The 18,379-nt window shown below is 70.8% G+C and carries 16 protein-coding genes; 5 read left to right on the top strand and 11 right to left on the bottom strand.

Annotated features, from left to right (window positions below):
- Window positions 1–74 precede the first annotated feature (74 nt).
- Both D7X96_RS13180 and D7X96_RS13175 read left to right on the top strand, forming a co-directional pair.
- Entirely contained in the window at window positions 75–791 is a 717-nt protein-coding gene (locus D7X96_RS13180) for an SDR family NAD(P)-dependent oxidoreductase (protein ID WP_279637385.1), read from the top strand.
- A complete protein-coding gene (locus D7X96_RS13175; protein ID WP_208647306.1) occupies window positions 788–1,810 on the top strand; it encodes an S-adenosylmethionine:tRNA ribosyltransferase-isomerase in 1,023 nt (340 codons plus the stop codon). Before D7X96_RS13180 ends, D7X96_RS13175 begins: the two co-directional genes overlap by 4 nt.
- 4 nt (window positions 1,811–1,814) lie before the next feature.
- Here D7X96_RS13175 and D7X96_RS13170 read toward each other — a convergent pair whose 3' ends face one another.
- The 7 genes from D7X96_RS13170 to D7X96_RS13140 form a co-directional block, all read right to left on the bottom strand.
- Window positions 1,815–3,038 (bottom strand): zinc-dependent alcohol dehydrogenase, encoded by a 1,224-nt coding sequence (locus tag D7X96_RS13170; protein ID WP_121769862.1) that lies wholly within the window; start codon window positions 3,036–3,038, stop codon window positions 1,815–1,817.
- Between the two features lie 165 nt (window positions 3,039–3,203).
- A complete protein-coding gene (locus tag D7X96_RS13165) occupies window positions 3,204–4,724 on the bottom strand; it encodes a Ppx/GppA phosphatase family protein (protein ID WP_120548735.1) in 1,521 nt (506 codons plus the stop codon).
- A gap of 118 nt (window positions 4,725–4,842) precedes the next feature.
- Window positions 4,843–5,430, bottom strand: coding sequence for a sll1863 family stress response protein (locus tag D7X96_RS13160; RefSeq protein ID WP_121769861.1), 588 nt, complete (start codon window positions 5,428–5,430; stop codon window positions 4,843–4,845).
- Window positions 5,431–5,514: 84 nt separating this feature from the next.
- Complete coding sequence (locus D7X96_RS13155; protein WP_120548737.1) at window positions 5,515–6,375, bottom strand: type VI immunity family protein; 861 nt, start codon at window positions 6,373–6,375, stop codon at window positions 5,515–5,517.
- Complete coding sequence (locus tag D7X96_RS13150) at window positions 6,375–7,175, bottom strand: hypothetical protein (RefSeq protein ID WP_147442753.1); 801 nt, start codon at window positions 7,173–7,175, stop codon at window positions 6,375–6,377. Before D7X96_RS13150 ends, D7X96_RS13155 begins: the two co-directional genes overlap by 1 nt.
- Before the next feature lie 207 nt (window positions 7,176–7,382).
- A complete protein-coding gene (locus tag D7X96_RS13145) occupies window positions 7,383–8,306 on the bottom strand; it encodes a DUF3396 domain-containing protein (protein ID WP_121769860.1) in 924 nt (307 codons plus the stop codon).
- Window positions 8,303–9,100, bottom strand: coding sequence for a hypothetical protein (locus tag D7X96_RS13140; RefSeq protein WP_147468295.1), 798 nt, complete (start codon window positions 9,098–9,100; stop codon window positions 8,303–8,305). The genes D7X96_RS13145 and D7X96_RS13140 overlap by 4 nt, the downstream gene beginning before the upstream one ends.
- Before the next feature lie 235 nt (window positions 9,101–9,335).
- Here D7X96_RS13140 and D7X96_RS13135 point away from each other — a divergent pair, with 235 nt between their 5' ends.
- Entirely contained in the window at window positions 9,336–10,349 is a 1,014-nt protein-coding gene (locus D7X96_RS13135) for a serine/threonine-protein kinase (RefSeq protein WP_233610094.1), read from the top strand.
- A 10-nt stretch (window positions 10,350–10,359) separates the two neighbouring features.
- Here D7X96_RS13135 and queF read toward each other — a convergent pair whose 3' ends face one another.
- Window positions 10,360–10,725 (bottom strand): preQ(1) synthase, encoded by a 366-nt coding sequence (queF, locus tag D7X96_RS13130; protein ID WP_120550871.1) that lies wholly within the window; start codon window positions 10,723–10,725, stop codon window positions 10,360–10,362.
- A 194-nt stretch (window positions 10,726–10,919) separates the two neighbouring features.
- Here queF and D7X96_RS13125 point away from each other — a divergent pair, with 194 nt between their 5' ends.
- A complete protein-coding gene (locus D7X96_RS13125; protein ID WP_120550872.1) occupies window positions 10,920–12,824 on the top strand; it encodes an ATP-binding response regulator in 1,905 nt (634 codons plus the stop codon).
- Here the strand turns inward: D7X96_RS13125 and D7X96_RS13120 are convergent.
- From D7X96_RS13120 to D7X96_RS13110, 3 genes are read right to left on the bottom strand one after another with little or no spacing between them, the layout of a single operon-like run.
- Entirely contained in the window at window positions 12,811–13,605 is a 795-nt protein-coding gene (locus tag D7X96_RS13120) for a carbohydrate deacetylase (RefSeq protein ID WP_244219568.1), read from the bottom strand. The two genes, D7X96_RS13125 and D7X96_RS13120, sit on opposite strands and share 14 nt — an antisense overlap.
- A complete protein-coding gene (locus D7X96_RS13115; protein WP_121769858.1) occupies window positions 13,572–14,591 on the bottom strand; it encodes an extracellular catalytic domain type 1 short-chain-length polyhydroxyalkanoate depolymerase in 1,020 nt (339 codons plus the stop codon). Before D7X96_RS13115 ends, D7X96_RS13120 begins: the two co-directional genes overlap by 34 nt.
- 8 nt (window positions 14,592–14,599) lie before the next feature.
- Complete coding sequence (locus D7X96_RS13110) at window positions 14,600–16,705, bottom strand: serine/threonine-protein kinase (RefSeq protein ID WP_244219569.1); 2,106 nt, start codon at window positions 16,703–16,705, stop codon at window positions 14,600–14,602.
- A gap of 327 nt (window positions 16,706–17,032) precedes the next feature.
- Here D7X96_RS13110 and D7X96_RS13105 point away from each other — a divergent pair, with 327 nt between their 5' ends.
- The gene (locus D7X96_RS13105; RefSeq protein ID WP_121769883.1) at window positions 17,033–18,313 is read left to right on the top strand and encodes an amidohydrolase family protein; all 1,281 of its coding nucleotides are present in this window, start codon (window positions 17,033–17,035) and stop codon (window positions 18,311–18,313) included.
- Window positions 18,314–18,379: the final 66 nt, after the last annotated feature.

Here is an 18,379-nt window from a genome sequence, read left to right as displayed (position 1 = left end):
AACGCATTGGCGCCCATGCCATCCCGTCGGAACACGTCCGCTATCCCTGTCCCAAGGAGGAGCAATCCATGGACATGCGGAATCAAGCAGTGCTGGTGACGGGCGCGAGCCGGGGACTCGGCCGGGCCTTGATGGAAGCCTTCGCCCGGCGGGGCGCCCGGGTGGTGGGCGTGGCCCGCGACGCGAAGGCCCTGGAGGCGGCCGTGTCACCCCTGAAGGCACGGGGACTGGCCGTGCACGGGCTCGCCTTCGACGTGGGCGACAAGCAGGCCATCTACCCGCTGGTCGGCGCGGCCACCGCGCTGGTGGGCCCGCTGGACGTGCTGATCAACAACGCGAGCACCCTGGGCCCCACGCCCCTCCCGCTCCTCCTGGACACTGCTTGCGAGGACGTGGCGCAGGTGCTGGAGGTCAACCTGCTGGGGCCCTTCCGCCTGACCAAGGCCGTGGCCGGGAGCATGGTCGTCCGGGGGCATGGACTCATCCTCAACATCACCTCCGACGCCGCCGTGTCCGCCTATCCGCGCTGGGGCGCCTACAGCGTGTCGAAGGCCGCGCTGGAGCACCTGACGCGCATCTGGGCCTCGGAGTTCGAGGGCAGCGGCGTGCGCCTGCTCACCGTGGACCCCGGCGACATGGACACGCGCATGCACGCCGAAGCGATTCCCGACGCCGACCCCGCGACGCTGGCGAAGCCGGAGGACGTGGCCGCGCGCATCCTCGCGCTCGTGGAAACCCGCGACACCGCGTCCGGCCTGCGCTTCGAGGCCTCCAAGTGGGAGGCCGCATGAACGCCGCCCGCTGGCCCCGCGAACACCCCGACACCGCGCGGCTCCTGCACGTGGAGCCCCGCCGTGAACGCATCTCCGACACCGTCGCCTCGGCGCTGCCAGACCTCCTGCGCGAAGGCGACCTGCTGGTGATGAACGACGCGGCCACGCTGCCCGGCTCGCTCATGGGCCGCACCCACGCGGGCGCCGCCATCGAGCTGCGGCTGCTCTCCCACGAACCCGACGGCACCTGGACGGCCGTCCTCTTCGGCGCGGGAGACTGGCGCCGGCGCACCGAGGACCGGCCCCCACCGCCCGAGCTCCCCGTGGGCGCGCACCTGGTCATCGGAGGACTCACCGCGCGGGTGGTGGAGGTCCTGCCCCCATCCCCCCGGCTCCTGCGAGTGGCCTTCGACCTGCGCGGCGCCGCCCTCTGGCAGGCCCTCTACATGGCGGGCCGTCCCGTGCAGTACGCGTACACGGCGGGGCCGCTGGCGCTGTGGCACGTGCAGACGCTCTACGCGTCACGCCCGTGGGCCGCGGAGATGCCCTCCGCGGGCCTGCCGCTCACCGCGTCCGTGCTCCTGCGATTGAAGGCGCGCGGCGTGCGCTGGGCCTCCCTCACCCACGCGGCGGGACTGTCCTCCACCGGCGACGCGGTGCTGGACGCGGCGCTGCCCCGGCCTGAGCGCTCGGACATCCCCGAGCGCACCGTGTCGCTGGTGGAGGAGACGCGGAAGAACGGCGGACGCGTGGTGGCGGTGGGCACCACCGTGGTGCGCGCACTGGAAGGACGCGCGGTGCAACACGGAGCGCTGGTGCCAGGGGAGGCCGTGACGGACCTGCTGCTCGGGCCCGGCTACGTGCCTCGGGTGGTGCACGGGCTGCTCACCGGCGTGCATGATCCGGGGAGCAGCCACCATGCGCTGCTTCAGTCCTTCGCGCCGCTTGCGCTCTTGCACCGGGCCTCGGCGCACGCGGAAGCGGCGGGCTACCTGGGGCACGAGTTCGGCGACACGTGCCTCATCCTGGATGCATGACGCGTCACTGAATCGTGGCGCCCGGCTCCAGCTCCACCTTCACCCAGCCCGGCTTGCGCAGGTCGAAGTTGCGGTACGCGTCGATGGCGGACGCCATGGACTTCACGTGGCTCAGGATGGCCGTGGGGTCCACCGCGCCGGAGCGCACCAGCTCCAGCAGCTTCGGGATGTACTTGCGGTGGTTGCAGTTGCCCATGCGCAGGGTGAGGTTCTTGTTCATCGCCTCGCCAATGGGGAACGCGTTCATCGTCTGCGGATACACGCCGATGATGGACAGCGTGCCCGCCTTGGCCAGCCCCTGCACCGCCCACTGCGCGGCCTGCGACGGCCCGTCACCGGGCACCCAGTTGTCGCCGTCCGGCTTCTGCTTGGGGGCGACCATCTCCACCTCGCGCTTGAACTCGGGCTTCTCCGCCTTGGCCTTCTTGGCGGCCGGGCCGTGGTGCGCGTGCTGTGAGTCCACGCCCACCGCGTCGATGGCGCGATCCACGCCGATGCCGCCGGTGAAGCGCTTGAGCGTCTCCACCGGATCCTCCTCCTCGAAGTTGATGACCTCCGCCCCCTGCGCCTTCGCGAGCGCCAGCCGGTCCTCGTGGCTGTCGATGGCGAAGATGCGCCCCGCGCCCAGCAGCTTCGCGCTCACGATGGCGAACAGGCCCACCGGGCCGCAGCCGAACACCGCCACGGTGTCACCGGGTTTGATCTCCGCCATCTCCGCGCCGAAGTAGCCCGTGGGGAAGATGTCGGAGACGAGGATGGCCTGGTCGTCGGTGACGCCGTCAGGCACCTTCACCATGGTGATGGCCGCGTGCGGGATGCGCGCCTTCTCCGCCTGCATGCCGTCGAAGGGGCCCGTCATCGCCGGGCCGCCGAAGAAGGCGGTGCCCGCGTCCGGGCCGTTGGGGTTCGCGTCGTTGCACTGCGCGTAGTAACCCGCGCGGCAGTACGAACAGTTGCCGCACCCGATGGTGGAGCAGATGACCACGCGGTCACCCACGTTGAAGTTGCGCACGTCCTTGCCCAGCTCCTCGATGATGCCCACGCCCTCGTGGCCGAGGATGGTGCCGGGCTTCATGCCGGGCATGGTGCCGCGGATCATGTGCAGGTCCGTGCCGCAGATGGCGCTGGCGGTCAGCCGGATGATGGCGTCCGTGGGCTCCTTCAGCTTCGGCTCCGCGACGTCGTCCAGCCGGATGTCCCCAATGCCATGGAAAACGACTGCCTTCATGTTCCGCTCCTTGCCCCCGCCGGGCGCCCTGAAAAGACGTGAAGGCCCACGGCGCTCGAAAGGCACACGGGACCCCTTGGTCTGGACTCTGGCCACGCTGACGCGGCCGGGCAGGAACGGCGCCACGCTCCCTCCGCAGGGGAGCGGGCAGGGGGGCTCAAGGCCCTAGCGTCCGGTCGTATGCACCTGGAACGCGAGCCGCTTGCCGAACACCTTGCGGAACGAGGCGGCCTCGCGCTCGACGTTCCACAGCTCCAGGTCGAGCGGGTGGCGGGCGTGCAGGTGCAGGGTCACCGCCTCGCGGCCGTCCGTCACCTTGAAGTCCTTGATGGGCTGGTGGTGGCTGTGGTCCAGCGCGTTCGCCACGCGCAGGAGCGTGGCCAGCTTGCGCACGCGCCGGGCGTCGGACGGGGTCAGCCCGGCCATGCCGGAGTGGGTCAGCTCCGGCATGGAGCGGCGGTGGTAGCGGGCGACGCGCGCGATGATTTCCCGCTCGTGGTCCGCCAGGCCCGGGATGTCCGCGTTGTGGATGAGGTAGTACGTGTGGCGGTGGTGGCGCTCGTAGCTGACCGCCGTGCCGATGTCGTGCAGCAGCGCGGCGACCTCCAGGTGCGGGCGCACGGACAGGGGCAGCTGGTGCAGCGAGGCCAGCCCGTCGAAGAGGGCCAATGACATACGGGCCACCTGGCGGGCGTGCTTCTCGTCGAAGCGGAAGCGCTGGCCCATGACGAGGGCCGCGTCCGCGAGGCTGGGGTCCTCGCGCGATTCGTCCTGGCGGTAGAGCAGGTCCACCAGCACGCCGTCGCGCAGGCCCCGGTTGACGATGCTGACGGACTCCACGCCCAGGTGGCGCGCGACGCCCTCCAGGATGACGGCGCCGGAGACGATGATGTCCGCGCGGCGCGGGTCGAAGCGCTTGCGCCGGCGCTCCGGCGGCATCTTCGCCAGGGTCTCCACGGTCTGGGTGAGCTGTCGCACGGTGGCGTTGCCTCCGTTGTCCGCGGCCGCGAAGCCCACCACGGCGCCAATGGTGCCGGACGAGCCCAGCGCGACGCGGGGCAGCGCGGGGAGCTTCTCCGGGAGCGTCTTGTGGAGCGTCTCCTCCACGAAGCTGCGCATCAGCCGCAGCTGCTTGGGCGTCACGGTGCGCGCGGTGTCGAACACCTCCGTGAGCCGCACGGAGCCCAGGGAGAGGCTCCAGAGCTCGTCGGGCTTCTCGCCGGTGGTGATGGCGACCTCCGTGCTGCCGCCGCCAATGTCCACGAGCAGCGAGCGGGCGTTGGCGGGCTTCCGGTGCAGCACGCCCAGGCAGATGAGGCGGGCCTCCTCCTTGCCGCTGACGACCTCCAGCTCCAGGCCTGCTTCTTCGTGCACGCGGCGCACGATGTCCGCGCGGTTCCGGGCCTCGCGCAGGGCGCTGGTGGCCACGGCGCGCACCTGGGCCTTGTGGCGGCGGCAGAGGGCGGCGTAGCGGCGCAGGGTGGACAGGAGCCGGTCGGCGGTCTCCGGGGACATCTCGCCGGTGGTGAAGACGCCCTCGCCGGGGCGGATGGGGTCTCGCTCCTGGTGCAGGGTTTCGAGCGAGCCCTCGGCGTCCGGGCGGGCCAGCTCCAGGCGCACGGCGTTGGTGCCCACATCGATGGCGGCGAGGACGGGAGTCGGGGAGGGGCGTGCGGGAAGGGCCATGGGCTCGCGGGCGAAAACGCCTGGAGGGGCACGGTCCTTCCGGGCCGTGTCCCTCCAGGTGGGGGCGCTCCTAGCGTAGCCGTGTGCCAGCCGTGTGGCGTTGGTGAAGATGGGGGCGTCAGGGCGGGGAGGCGCCGGGTTCCTCCAGGGCGGCGTCGGCGCGGATGCGGCGGGAGCGCTCCACCAGCTCGCGCCAGTTGGCCTCGTACTGATCCCGGGCCGTCTTCCACACGTGGCCGCGCGCGTGGCGCAGGTTCTCCAGCAGCGCGCCGGCGGTCTTCAGGCCGCGGGTGATGAAGTCGAGCTCCTCGCGGGTGAGCAGCGAGTCCTCGGCGCGGGTGCGCTGGCGGGAGGCGACCCAGCGGTCCATCTGCGCGCCGAGCGCGTTCAGCTCGGCTTCACGCTGGCGGCGGTAGCCTTCGCGGAGCGCTTCGAAGCGGGTGCCGGCGCGGTCCAGGTGTTCATGGAAGCGGCGGCGGGCGGTGTCCGCGCCGTTCTTGAGCCGCTCCCAGTCACGCGCGTCCGCGCGGCGCAGCGCCTGGAGCTCGCGGTCGACGTCGTCGTTGAAAGCGCGGGCGCCGGTGAGGACGTCGAGGGTGTCCTCGCTGTCGGCCAGGTCCGCCTGGGCTTCGATTTCGCGGAAGCGAGCGGTCGCCTCACGCTGCTCGGCCTCCATCTTCTGGATGTATGCGTCCCGTTCCGTCATGCAGTCCTCCCAGGGATTGGATGGGAGAAGCATGGGAACGCGTCAGGGGCGGTGCAGGGCGGAGGGGAACGGGAGGCGGAGCGCTCAGTCGAGGAAGCGGCGCTGCCAGCGGCGCTCCTCGGGAGTGGAGGACTGATACAGCCAGGGCTCGAGCACACGCGCGAGCTCCCGATAGGCGGGCAACATCTGTCCCTGTTCCGTGTCGCCGGCTTCTGGATGAGGGCCCAGCGTGACGACGGCCCGGTCCTGTCCGAGCGCCTGCACGGTGGTGTCCGGTGAATGGAGCCGGGAGCGCAGGGCCTCGATGCCACCCAATTCACCGAGGACGGGCGGGCCCAGGAAGTTCATCCAGGCCGGGCCACGGACGCGGGTCCCCAGGGTATTGGAGAGCTGGTCCAGCATGGATACGTCCAATCCCGGATGACGGAATCGATGCTTGTCGACTTCATCGCGGACGCCCAGGACGTCCAGCTGACATTGAAGTGAGGGGCCCACCTGCCCGAAGGAGAAGGGCAGGTCCGAGGCCAACGCCAATGCCAGCGCACGCACCCTGTCCGGACCGTGCTCCTCCAGGAACTCGGTGGGCAGCCAGAAGCCCACGGAGCTGATCAGGTTGCCAAGGTCCTTGCCGAAGTACTCGAAGCGATAGCGCAGCTCACCTGGAGCCGCATCGCGCAGGACGACGTTGGAGAAGCCTTCCCCATGGAGTTCCTGGTGCGCCGCACGCCACCCATCCTCATCCAACGCGACCCATTCGCCCTCTTCATTGGCGTACCCACCCAATGCGCTCGCTCCCACCGCCTGGCGATAGACACCCAGCGCGCGTTCGATGAGCGGCTCCAAGACCGAATGGGGCTGGGGCATATGGAAGTGGATGCGCAGCCCATCGCGGATGAGCAGCGCACCGTTCTGGGCACGCACACGGATGCGGGGGATGGGATGCATCACGGGGCGACTCCGATCCGGGGGACGATGCGGATGGGGACTTCAGAAAGCTTGAGGGCCTCCATGTAGAGCTGGTGCTGGTACTCACCCGCGTAGACGTGTCCCCGAGGGTACCTCCGCCAGGGCGGATCCGTTTCGCTGCTCAGGCACGGAAACTTGAAGTCATAGACAGCCTGCGCCTGCAGTGGATGTCCCTCATGGATGACCACGTCGGGGACCAGAGTGCCTTTGAGCTCGGCCCCGCGCCCCTGGCGAAGCAGCGCGTTGACCTCTTCCTGTGGAACGTACGTTGTTTTCGGAGCCTTGCGGTCAAACCGGTACGTGGGCTCCAGGCTGAACCTTCCCGGAATCAAGGTGCCGAGCCGCTGCCGGGCGCACTCCAGCGCGACCTGGTGCATGGCCGTGCCCCATTTCATGGCACGTGTGACGGGCTCCCCACGCGCATTGCGTTCCACCACCTCGTTGCATTCCTCCTTCGTGGGGCTTTGTCCCCCATGCTCGCGGAGCAGCACCTGCGACCGTGCCTGCTCCGCGCACTCCTTCAGCACGAACTCCGCCGCGCGCCGGGTGTCCGCGTCCAACATCGCCCCGGCCCCGGCGGCCACCACCGCCACCTCCGCCGCGCGAATCCCCGGGAGCACCGACTCCGGCCCGATGCACAGCGCCGGCTGGGTCCGGCAGCTGTTCGAGGGCGTGTCGAAGCCGCGTTGCTCGTACGTGCCCTGCCTTGGCCCGGCGCAGCCGCCCAGCCCCACCGCCAGCACCACGCCCAGCCAATCCGTCCAGCGTCGCAGTGCCATGTCCCCCAGCCTACCAGTCCACGCTCGGCAGGTAGGCGGCATGGCGTTGGTGTATCGCGGCCTGCATGCGCTGCTTCAGCGCGAGGTCGCCATCATCTGGATGTATGCATCCCGTTCCGTCATGGCGTCCTCCCAGGGATTGGATGGAGGAAGCATGGGAACGCGTCAGGGGCGGTGCAGGGCGGAGGGGAACGGGAGGCGGAGCGCTCAGTCGAGGAAGCGGCGCTGCCAGCGGCGCGTGCTGTAGAAGAAGTCGGAGTCGGCTGGATCCGACGTCTGGTACAACAAGGGCTCGAGCACGCGCGCGAGTTCTCGATAGGCCGGCAACAGCTGTCCTTGCTCGGTGTCGCCGGCCTCTGGATACGGGCCCAATGTGACGACGGCCCGGTCCTGCCCGAGCACCTGCACGGTGGTCTCCGGCGAATGCAGCCGGGAGCGCAGGGCCTCGATGCCACCCAGTTCGTCGAGGACAGGCGCGCCCAGGAAGTTCATCCACGCCGGTGCGCGCACACGCGTGCCCAGCTCCCGGGCCACATCGTCCAGGTCGAGCACGTCCAGCGCGGGGTAGCGGTGGCTCAATGTCTTGACCTGGTCACGGACCGTGGATGCTTGGGGAATGCCGTTGAACGAAAGGCCTCCATGGCCCGAGCTGAAGGGAACAAGGCCTGCCAGTTCCAATGCCAGCTCACGTACGCGGCTGGGCCCCTGCTCCTCCATGTATTCCGTGGGGAGTCCGATACGCAGGGCGCTGACCGCGTTGGGGCCGAAATAGGCATCTGGGTGGCCCAATGCCTTTCCAATGTACTCGAACTCATACTGATGCAGGGTGTCGGAGGCATCCGGACCAGCCGCATCCACCATGTGGACCCTGGCGCCGGATTCACCCTGGAGATCCTGCTGGATGAACTCCCATCCCTGAGTGTCGAGTGATTGCCATTGGCCATCCAGGTCTACGTAGAACCCCAGGGCCTCTCTTCCGACGGCTCCTAGATACACGTCGAGTGCCCGCTGGATTCCGGCCTTCAAGTGCTCATGCGGGTACGGCATGTAGAGACAGATTTGAAGCCCGTCACGCACGGCGAGATGGTCATCCGCAATGCGGAGGCGAACGGTCGGGATGATGGACTTCATTCGAAGATTCCCAGCCTTGGGATGACGCGCAGGACCCGCGATGCGTTCAGTTGGAGCGCTTCCATGTAGAGTTCCTTCTGTGAAGGCGAACCCCGTGGCGCACCTTCAGGCTCTCGCCATGGCGGAGGCCTGTCGATGTTGGTGCAGGGAAACTTGAAGTCGTAGACCCCAAGCGCCTGCGTCGGATGGCCGGTGTGGATGACGACATCCGGCGTAAGCGTACCCTTGAGTTCATGCCGGAAACGGGGCTGCTTGAGCAGCTGGACCTCTTCCTTGCTGAGCAGTGTGCTGATGCCTGTACGACGGTCGAACCGGTAGGTCGGCTCAATGCTGAAGCGGCCTGGCATCATCGAGTCATGCTTCTGCTCGACGCATCCCAGCGCCACGGCATGCATCTGGTCCCCCAGCCAGATGGCACGGCTGACGAATTCTCCCTGGGCATTGCGGACCTGCTCTTTGCACTGCTCACGTGTGGGGGACTTGCCCTCGTGGTAGCGAAGCAGCACCTGCGACCGTGCCTGCTCCGCGCACTCCTTCAGCACGAACTCCACCGACCGCTTCGCGTCCTCATCCAACATCGCCCCGGCCCCGGCGGCCACCACCGCCACCTCCGCCGCCCGGATCCCCGGGAGCACCGACTCCGGCCCGATGCAAAGCGCCGGCTGGGTCCGGCAGCTGTTCGAGGGCGTGTCGAACCCCCGCTGCTCATACGCGCCCTGCCTTGGCCCCGCGCAGCCACCCAGCTCCACGCCCAGCACCACCCACAGTCCATGCGTCCAGCGTCGCAGCCTCATGTCCCCATCCTGCCAGTCCACGCCTGGCAGGTAGGCGCCCTGGCGTGAGACAGCGACACCGCGCCTTTCCATCACACCTGTGCGAACCCGACCCTTCGTGGAGGGCCCATCGACGCATGAGACGTGAATCGATACCCTGCGACCCGTGACCGTCGCCGCCGCAGAGAAGAGTGAGAGGATCCGTCACCGCAAGATTGGCGCCTGCCGCGTGCTCGGCGAGCTGGGCCGGGGCGGCATGGCGTTGGTGTATCGCGGCCTGCATGAGCTGCTTCAGCGCGAGGTCGCCATCAAGGAACTGCTCCCGGAAGGCCAGCGCGACCAGGAGGCCCTGTCCCGCTTCCGCCGTGAGGCCCTGGCGCTCGCCGCCTTCCGCCACCAGAACATCGTCACCCTCTATGACCTGGTGGAGAAGAACGACAGCCTCTTCATGGTCATGGAGTACGTGGATGGCCCCACCCTCCACGGCCTCATCAAGGACGGCCCGCTGCCTCCGGACGTCGCCGCCGTCATCGGCGCGCGCATCGCCAGCGCGCTCGACCACGCCCACTTCCGCCGCATCATCCACCGCGACCTGAAGCCCGCGAACGTCATGCTCACCAAGTCCGGTGAGGTGAAGCTCATGGACTTCGGCATCGCCAAGGACGTCAGCCTCGAAGCCCTCACCCAGCAGGGCATGGCCGTGGGCACGCCGTCGTACATGTCCCCGGAGCAGGTCACCGGCGCGCCCATCGACGCCAGGACCGACATCTTCTCCCTGGGCGTGCTGCTCTACGAGGCCCTCTCCGGCACCCGCCCCTTCGTGGGCAAGTCCGCGGGAGAGGTCTTCGCGCGCATCCGCGACGGCAAGTTCACGCCGCTCCAGAAGGTGGCCCCGCACGTGCCGCCACCGCTCGCGCGCATCGTGAAGCGCGCGCTGTCGGTGAAGCCGGAGGCCCGCTTCCCGGACGCCGCGGCCATGCGCCGCGAGCTGGACCTGTTCCTCGCCCACGAGGTGCGCGTGTCCCACCCCGCGCTGCTCGTGGCCTTCCTGCGCTACCGCGAGAAGCTCACGGAGACGGAGGCCCTGGCCCACCTCACCCAGCAGGAGCTGGGCGTGCTGGACGTCTTCGCCACGAAGAAGCCCACGCGCGCTCCGAACAAGCTCAAGTGGGTGCTGGCCGCGCTCACCGCCGGCATCGCGGCGGCGGGCACCGGCCTCTACCTGTCCCATTCCCAGTGGGCGCCGCTCCTGGAGCAGCTCACCCGCTGAGAGGCGTGGCTCAGGCCTGCTTCTTCTTGTCGTGCGTGACGGTGACGATGGTCCCGATGCCGCCGCGCACGAAGAAGTCACCCACCACCGTGAGCTTGCGCGGCTGGATGGCCTTGATGATGTCGTCCGCGATGGTGTTGGTCACCTTCTCGTGGAAGGCGCCCTCGTTGCGGTAGGACCACATGTAGAGCTTCAGGCTCTTGAGCTCCACGCACAGCTGATCCGGCACGTACTTGATGGTGAAGCGCGCGAAGTCCGGCTGGCCCGTCAGCGGGCACAGGCAGGTGAACTCCGGCACGTCGAAGGCGATCTCGTAGTCGCGATCGGCGGCGGGGTTGGGGAAGGTCTGGATTTCCTTGGACGGCTTTGAGGACATGGGCTGTCGTCTAGCACACGTTCGGTGGGTGTCACCGCCCTCCACAAAGTCGCCTCCCTGGCTGCCCGGCGCCGGTTCTGTCCGGGTCCCAACGTGCCAGGGCCCTCCGGGACAGGAGAACGCCCGGGGGTGGTTGGCGATCATGCCCGGGGATTCCTATCTCCCTCCGGCGACCCCTGCATCGCCCCCCATCCATGCTGCCACCGAACGACGTCGAGGATGTCCTCTCGTGCCTGCCCCAAGCGCTCCTGCGCGTGGGGCCCGACCTGCGCGTCCAATGGTGCGAGGAGGGCTTCGCGGCCAAGACGGGCGTGACGCTCGCCCCGGGCAGCACCCTCCTGGAGGCCCTGGAGCCGGGCCGCAACCTGGACGCCCTGCAGCGCGCCATCCGCGAGCAGCGCGCGCACTCGGGCCACGCCATCACCCGCGCGCTCCGGCAGGTGCGTGTGCAGGTGAAGCCCACCCACACGAACGGCGCGGCCGGGGCGTGGCTGGTGGTGGAGCCGTCCGGCGTGGACGACGAGGGCGCGTTTTCACAGGCCGTGCGGGAGATTGCCCGCGCGGTGGGTGAGTCGCTGGAGGTGGACCGCGTCTGCTCGGCCGCGGTGGTGTCGCTGGTGCGGTGCGCGCAGGTGCGGCGCGCGGAGGTGTTCCTCTACGCGGAGGACGACGCGACGCTCAAGCGCATGGCGGTGTCGGACCTGGAGGGTCTGGACGCGCCCCAGGACGTGTTCGACCCGTCGGAGGACCCCTACCGGCAGGCCCTGGCCCTGCGCCAGCCGCAGCTGGGCATCCAGCGCGGCTACGGCGACGCGGTGGGCTCCGTGTTCGCGGCGGTGCCGCTGTGCGCGCCGCGCCGCACGGTGGGCCTGCTGCTCATCTACAAGGAACAGGGCGCGTCCTTCTCCGTGCGCGAACTGGAGATGTGGAGCGCGGCGGCCAGTCAGCTGGCGGTGGCGGTGGAGAACGCGCGCCTGCTTCGCGAGGCCCAGTCGGCCCTGCGCGTGCGCGAGGAGTTCATGTCCATCGCGTCGCACGAGCTGAAGACGCCGCTCACGCCGCTGAAGCTGGGCCTGTACTCCATGGAGCGCCGCATCGCCGCGGGGCAGCCGGTGTCGCTCGCGAGCGTGCTCAAGTCCAAGCGGCAGGTGGACCGGCTCGCGGGGCTGGTGGAGGACCTGCTGGACGCAAGCCGCCTGGAGCTGGGGCGGCTGGCGCTGGACTCGTCGCCACTGGAGGTGGGGCAGCTGGTGGCGGAGGTGGTGGACCACTTCCGTCATGCCTTCGAGCGCCCCTTCACGGTGGACGTGCCGCACGACGGCGTCTGGGTGCTGGGGGACAGGGACCGGCTGGAGCAGGTGCTGGTGAACCTGCTGGAGAACGCGCACAAGTACAGCCCGGCGGGGGCGCCCATCGCGGTGAGGGTGGGGCGCACGGCGGAGTCGGCGCGCATCCAGGTGCAGGACCACGGCATCGGGATTCCGGGGGCGGACCAGGCCCTGGTGTTCCAGCGCTTCTACCGGGCGCGCAACGTGTCGCACCGCAACTTCGGCGGGCTGGGGCTGGGGCTGTTCATCAGCCACTCCATCGTGAAGATGCACGGCGGCGCGCTGGCGCTGCGAAGCCGCGAGGGCGAGGGCTCCACGTTCCTGCTGGACCTGCCGCGAATGCCCGCGCACGAGGTGCGCAGGCTGCCCCGGCGCGTGCTGGTGCTGGACGAGGACGTGCACCAGGAGGCCGCGGCGGAGCGCACCCTGCGGGCCGAGGGCTTCGAGGTGTTCACGGTGCAGAGCGGCGCGGAGGCACTGCGCAAGGCGACGCACCTGCCGGTGGACCTCATCGTCCTGTCCACGAGCGCCAACCAGTCCGCGGTGGGCACCTTCCTGGAGACCTTCGCCACGCTGCCGCGAGCGAGGCCGGTGCCCATCCTGCTGGCGGGAGATGAAAGACCCTGGTGGGCGCAGGACAGCGCCGCGCTGTGCGCCCGGCCCTACCGTCCGGAGGAACTGCTCGCGGGCGTGCGCACGGTGCTCACGCGCGAGAAGCGCCGGACGCTGACGCCGGTGGAGTCGGAGCTCCCGCTCGTCACGCCCGCGTGAGGACGCGGTAGTCCGTGGGACTCACTCCCGCCTGTCGCAGGGCCTCGCGCGCACGGGCGTCCACGAAGGTGGCCCGCTCCACCTCACGCTGCGCGGCGTAGCGCGTGGTGACCCGCTCCGGCAGGTGGCCCGGGTGACACATCCATTCGGTGATGCCCTCGGATGGCAGCGCCTCCAGGGCCTGGGCGAAGCGCTCGGGTGTCCAGTACGCCGTCCCGCCGGACTCGCCCACGAAGTGGTCGTTCGTGGCCACGCCCCGGGCCCTCAGCGCCGAGCGCATGTCCGCGTGGATGGAGCGCACCGGAAGGCCCGCGCGCCTCGCCACGCGTGACAGTCCCTCCAGGACCTGGGGATGCCGGTGCAGGTGCTTGTGCACATCCACGTGCGTGGCGGCCTGGCCCAGCAGCCGCTCCAGCCGCTCCAGCTGCGCGAGCGCCTCCGCCTCCACCACGTCCGCGGGCAGCGCGCCCACCCGGGCCCCGTCGAGGCCGCCGTCCCCGGTGCGCCACTCGCGCGGAAAGCCGGGGGCCACGGGGGCTCCCCGGTCCAGGTTCAGGTGCAACCCGATGGCGAGTCCCCGGGCCTGCCTCGCGGCGGCCTCGGCGTCCGGCGCGTTCACCATCAGGGTCGCGGAGGAGACGACGCCCTCGCGCAGCGCCTGGAGGATTCCCCGGGTGATGCCCGGGTCGTAGCCCAGGTCATCGGCGTTGATGATGAGGGCTCGGGGCGGCGTGGCTCGGGCCTCCTTCAGGGGCGGGGACGCGCCTGGAAGAAGCGCCACATCTGCAGGGACGCGTCCAGGTCCGTCGTGCCGCCATTGTAGAGGGGCTGGCCGGGCCACGCATGCTTGCCGCCGGTGACGGTGCACAGGCTCGCGGTGGCGCTCTCCGGCTGACAGCCCGTATACGCCACGCAGGTGCTGTTGCCCTGCTGATACGTCTGCTGCTGCGGGCCCTGGCAGCCGTTGAGCTCCGCGAAGCGGCGCACGGAGTCCGGCGCGGACGGGTAGGGCTTGCCGCCAATCACGTTGCTGCCGCCGTCGTAGAAGATGGTCTCGTCACCGGTGCCGTGGAAGTGGAGCACCGGGACGGGCCGCGACGGGCGGCAGTCCGTCACGCCCTCCATGCCCGACACGGGCGCGATGGCGGCGATGCGCTGGGCGCGCTCGCAGGCCAGCCGGTAGGAGAAGAAGCCCCCGTTGGAGAAGCCGTTGGCGAAGACGCGGCGCGGGTCCGTGCACACGCGCGTGTCCAGGTCCGCGAGCAGCGCGTCCACGAAGCCCACGTCGTCCACGTTGCCAATCTGCGCGGGGCCACAGCACGCCTCCGCGTTCCAGCCGCGCGTGTCCGCTTCACCCCTGCCGTAGACCTCCGCGAAGTTGAGGCCGCGCGGGTAGACGGCGATGAAGCCCTCCGCGTCCGCCAGCCGGGAGAAGCCGGTCAGCAGCTCCTGCTCCTCTTCATTGGAGCCGAAGCCGTGGAAGCTGAGGACGACGGGCGTGGGCTTCGTGGCGTCGTAGCCGGTGGGGACGTGGACGCGGAAGGCGCGGGTGCGGCCGCCGTGCTCGACCGTCCAGTCGTAGGTGCCGGGCGTCACGGTCAGGCCCGTGCAGGCGGAGCGGTCCGCGGGGGCCACGTCCCCGGACACCGGCAGCTGCGGTCCGGAGCCGGGCGGGGCGTCGGTGTCGTCCTCGGCGGAGCTGGAGCCGCACGCGGTGGCGGTCAGCAGCAGGCTGGACGCGGCGAGGGCAAGGAGGCGAAAGCGCATGGCGGAAGCTAGTTCCCCGTGCCGCACTCCGCCGCGAGCGCCAGCGCCCGGTCCGGGAACCTTTCCGCCAGCGTACGTTTCACCTCTTCCACCCGGGCGGTGTCGCCTTCGTGGACGTGCAGTTGGCAACGCGCGGTGAGGGCGCGGGGATCGTCCGGAGCCAGACGTTCGGCCTCCCGGTACTCGCGCTCGGCGCCGCGCAGGTCGCCCTGCCGGAAGAGGACGGCGCCCAGGTAGGAGTGGGCCACCGCGAGCGAGGGGGCCTTGCGCAGCGCGCGCTTGAGCAGGCTGACGGCGTCGTCCAGCTTCTCCTGGCGGAAGCGCACGAAGCCCAGCTCCGCCAGGGACTCGGCGTCGTCGTGCTGGCGCGTCCAGGCGGACAGCACGGTGGCGGCCTCGTCCAGCCGGCCTCCCTGGGACAGGAGCTGTCCGTAGCGGGGCGCGACCCTGGCGGAACCCGGCGCCTGCGCGTACGCCTTCGCCAGCGCCGTCAACGCGCCCGGCACGTCGCCCTGGCGGGCCCGCAGGTCGGCCAGGGCCAGCGGGGCGCGCACGTCCTTGGGGGCCAGCGCCGTGGCCTCGTCGATGGCGCGTTCCGCGCGCTTGCCCATGCGCAGCTCGGTGGCGGCGCGCGCGGCCAGCAGGTGCGCCTCCGCCTCCTTGGGGAAGCGCGAGGTGTAGACCTCCGCCAGCGCCAGCGCCTGCGGGTGGGCGCCCGCGTCCATGAGCAGCGTGCCCGCGCGAGCCAGCTCCGCCGCCGTCGCGCGCACGTCGTTGCCCAGCCCTTCCAGCGCGGACACCTTGGCCTCCACGGTGGTGGCGGCCTCGGCGGCGGCGATGCGCGCGGGAGGCGGCAGGTCCGGGCGCCGCAGGTACCACGTGGCCCCCGCGCCCAGCCCGCCCAGCACCAGCACGCCCGCGACGATGGCCAGCGCCCGGCGCGACCGGGGAGCGCCGCGCTCCTTGTTTCCAGCCGCCGGTGGGGCCACGGCGGGCGCGGCGGCCTTCGCCGGGGCCGGGAGGGGAACCTCCGCCGTCACGGGCCGGGTCGAGCCGCGAATCGACACCGTATGCATGCCCAGGGGCGGAAGGGGCCGGGAGACCCCGGGAGCGGGGGCCGGCGGAGGCACGGGCCAGGGCGGAACCCCCTGCACCCCGAAGGGCGGCAGCACGTCCCCGCCCGGCGCTCCGCTCGAATTGGAGGGGTCCGCGAGCCTCGCCCGGCGCAGCGTCAGCCGCTTGGGGTCGGTGTCCGGCGGAAACAGCGCGTCCAGGTACGCGGCCACCTGCGCCGGCGCGGCGACCTCCGCGGGCCCGCCCAGCAGTTCGATGGCGGCGATGAACGACTGGAGGCTGTCGAAGCGCGCCGCCGGGTCCTTCGCGAGCGCCTTGAGGCACACCGCCTCCAGCGCCTGCGGCACCGACGGGTCGAACGCCGTGGGCGGCCGGGGCTTGCCCTCGGAGATGCGCGTCAGCACCTCGTCGGTGGACATGCCGGTGAAGGGCCGCCGGCCACACAGCTGCTCGTAGAGCATCACCCCCGCGGCGAACAGGTCCGCGCGGTGGTCCACGTCGCGGCCGGCGATCATCTCCGGCGACATGTAGAAGAACTTCCCCTTCAGCGTCCCGGGCTCCGTCCCCGACCCCAGCGCGTCCGCCTTCGCGATGCCGAAGTCGATGACCTTCACCGCGCCGTTCACCCCGACGTGGATGTTGTCCGGCGTGAAGTCGCGGTGGACGATTTTCAGCGGCCGTCCCGCCTCGTCCACGGCGCGGTGCGCGGCATCCAGCCCCCGGCACGCCTCCACCAGCACGCGCAGGGTGATGCCCAGGGGCACGCGCTGGCCGCGCTCGGCGGCCTCCTGCCGCACCTCCGCGAACGAGCGCCCCTCCAACAGCTCCATGGCGATGAAGGGCTCCGCGCCCTCCATGCCCAGCTCCAGGATGGACACCACGTTCGGGTGGCGCACCTGCGCGGTGATGCGCGCCTCGTTGAGGAACATCTGCACGATGCGCCGGTCCACGACCAGGTGCGGCATCAGCCGCTTCACCGCCACGGCCGGACCGCGCTGTCCGTCCGGGCTGATGGCGCGCGCCAGATACACCTCCGCCATGCCGCCCGTCGCGATGCGCGAGCTCAAGCGGTAGTGACCTGCCCAGGAGACATCGGGTTCCGACACCAAGGTGGCGGCAGTCTACGGGCCCGCGCCCCCGGCGCCCAACGTCATGACGCGCCGCCTGCCTGCCTGTCCTTGGTCCACCCCGGGCATGCCCACCGTGTTGGGGTGGCCGGGACGAGGGGTGTGGGTGCAGGGATGTGTGGTCCCGATGACGGAGAACGGCCCGGGAATGCTAACGTTCCGGGCCTCAAGCGTGACCCCTAAGGGGAGGGGGTCGCCTTCACGAACCTCGCGTACCGCACGCGGATGCTGGGAGGGATGTTGGGCACCGTCCTCAAGGGTGGTTTCGTCATCGAACTGGAGCCCGCGTCGGTGGAGCGGGTGGACCTGCGCATCGAAGGTGAGCGCATCGTGGCGAGGGGCGAGGACCTGACGCCCGGCCCCGACGACGAGGTGGTCGCGCTGTCCGGCAAGCTCGTGTTCCCGGGGCTCGTCAACGCCCACCACCGGCTGGCCTCCGTGCTGTCGCGCGGCCTCAACCGCCCGACGCCCACGTCCTACCAGGCCCTGCTGGAGCAGGTGCGCTGGCCCTTCGAGAACGCGCTGGACCTGGACGCGGTGCAGGTGGCCGCCACGGCGGGCGGCCTGGAGTCCATCCAGTGCGGCACCACCACCCTGTTTGATTTGCACGCCTCGCCCAAGGCGGTGACGGGCTCGCTGTTGCGCTCGGCGCGCGGCCTCCATGAGGTGGGCGTGCGCGGCGTGCTGTCCTACGCGGTCACGGACCGCATGGGCGCGGTGGGCCGGGAGGAGGGCCTGGAGGAGACGGTCAGCTTCGCGCGCAAGGCCCGGGGACGCTTCCGGGGCCAGGTGGGCGCGGGCCCCTGCTTCACGCTGGGCGACGACGCGCTCCAGGGCCTGGGCGAGGCGCTCAACACCACCGGCACCGGGCTGCACTTCCCGCTCGCGGAGGATCCGCTGGACGAACGGCTGTCCACCGAGCGCCACGGCAACCCGCCGGTGACGCGGCTGCTCAACGGCAACCTGCTGTCGCCCCGCGCCATGGCGGCGCACGCGGGCCACCTGGCGTGGGCGGACCTGGCGCAGGTGCTGGCCACGGGCACGTGGCTCTTGCACACGCCGCGCTCCAACCAGGGGCTGGAGGTGGGCTACGCGCCCGCGCTGAAGTTCGGGGCGCGCGCGTCGCTGGGCACGGACGGCACGTCGCCGGACATGTTCGCGGAGGCGCAGGCGGCGTACCTGCGCTCGCGCGAGGCGGGGCAGACCATCGACGTGCTGCGCTACCTGGCCAACGGCCACCGGCTGGCGTCGCAGGTGTTCGAGGCGGCCATCGGCCCCATGCGCGAGGGCGCGCTCGCGGACCTGCTGGTGCTGGACTACCTGTCGCCCACGCCGCTCACCGCGGAGACGCTGGCGTGGCACGTGGTGCACGGGCTGGGCAGCCGCCACGTGGAGGCGGTGATGGTGGACGGCGTGTGGCGCGTCTGGGCGCGCCGGCCCCTGTCGGTGAACCCCTCCGTGGTGGCCGAGCAGTCGCGCGAGGCCGCCGCCGCCGTGTGGGCCCGCATGGCGGCGTCGTAGGAGCTTGGGGTCGCCCGGGGGCGCTCGGGAGCTTGTCGCGGTGTCCGGGGCCCGTTAAGTCCCGGG

This window comes from Corallococcus interemptor (assembly GCF_003668875.1).
GTDB lineage: Bacteria > Myxococcota > Myxococcia > Myxococcales > Myxococcaceae > Corallococcus > Corallococcus interemptor.
Note: the sequence above shows the minus strand (reverse complement) of the source record. Positions and strands in the feature narration are given on the sequence as shown.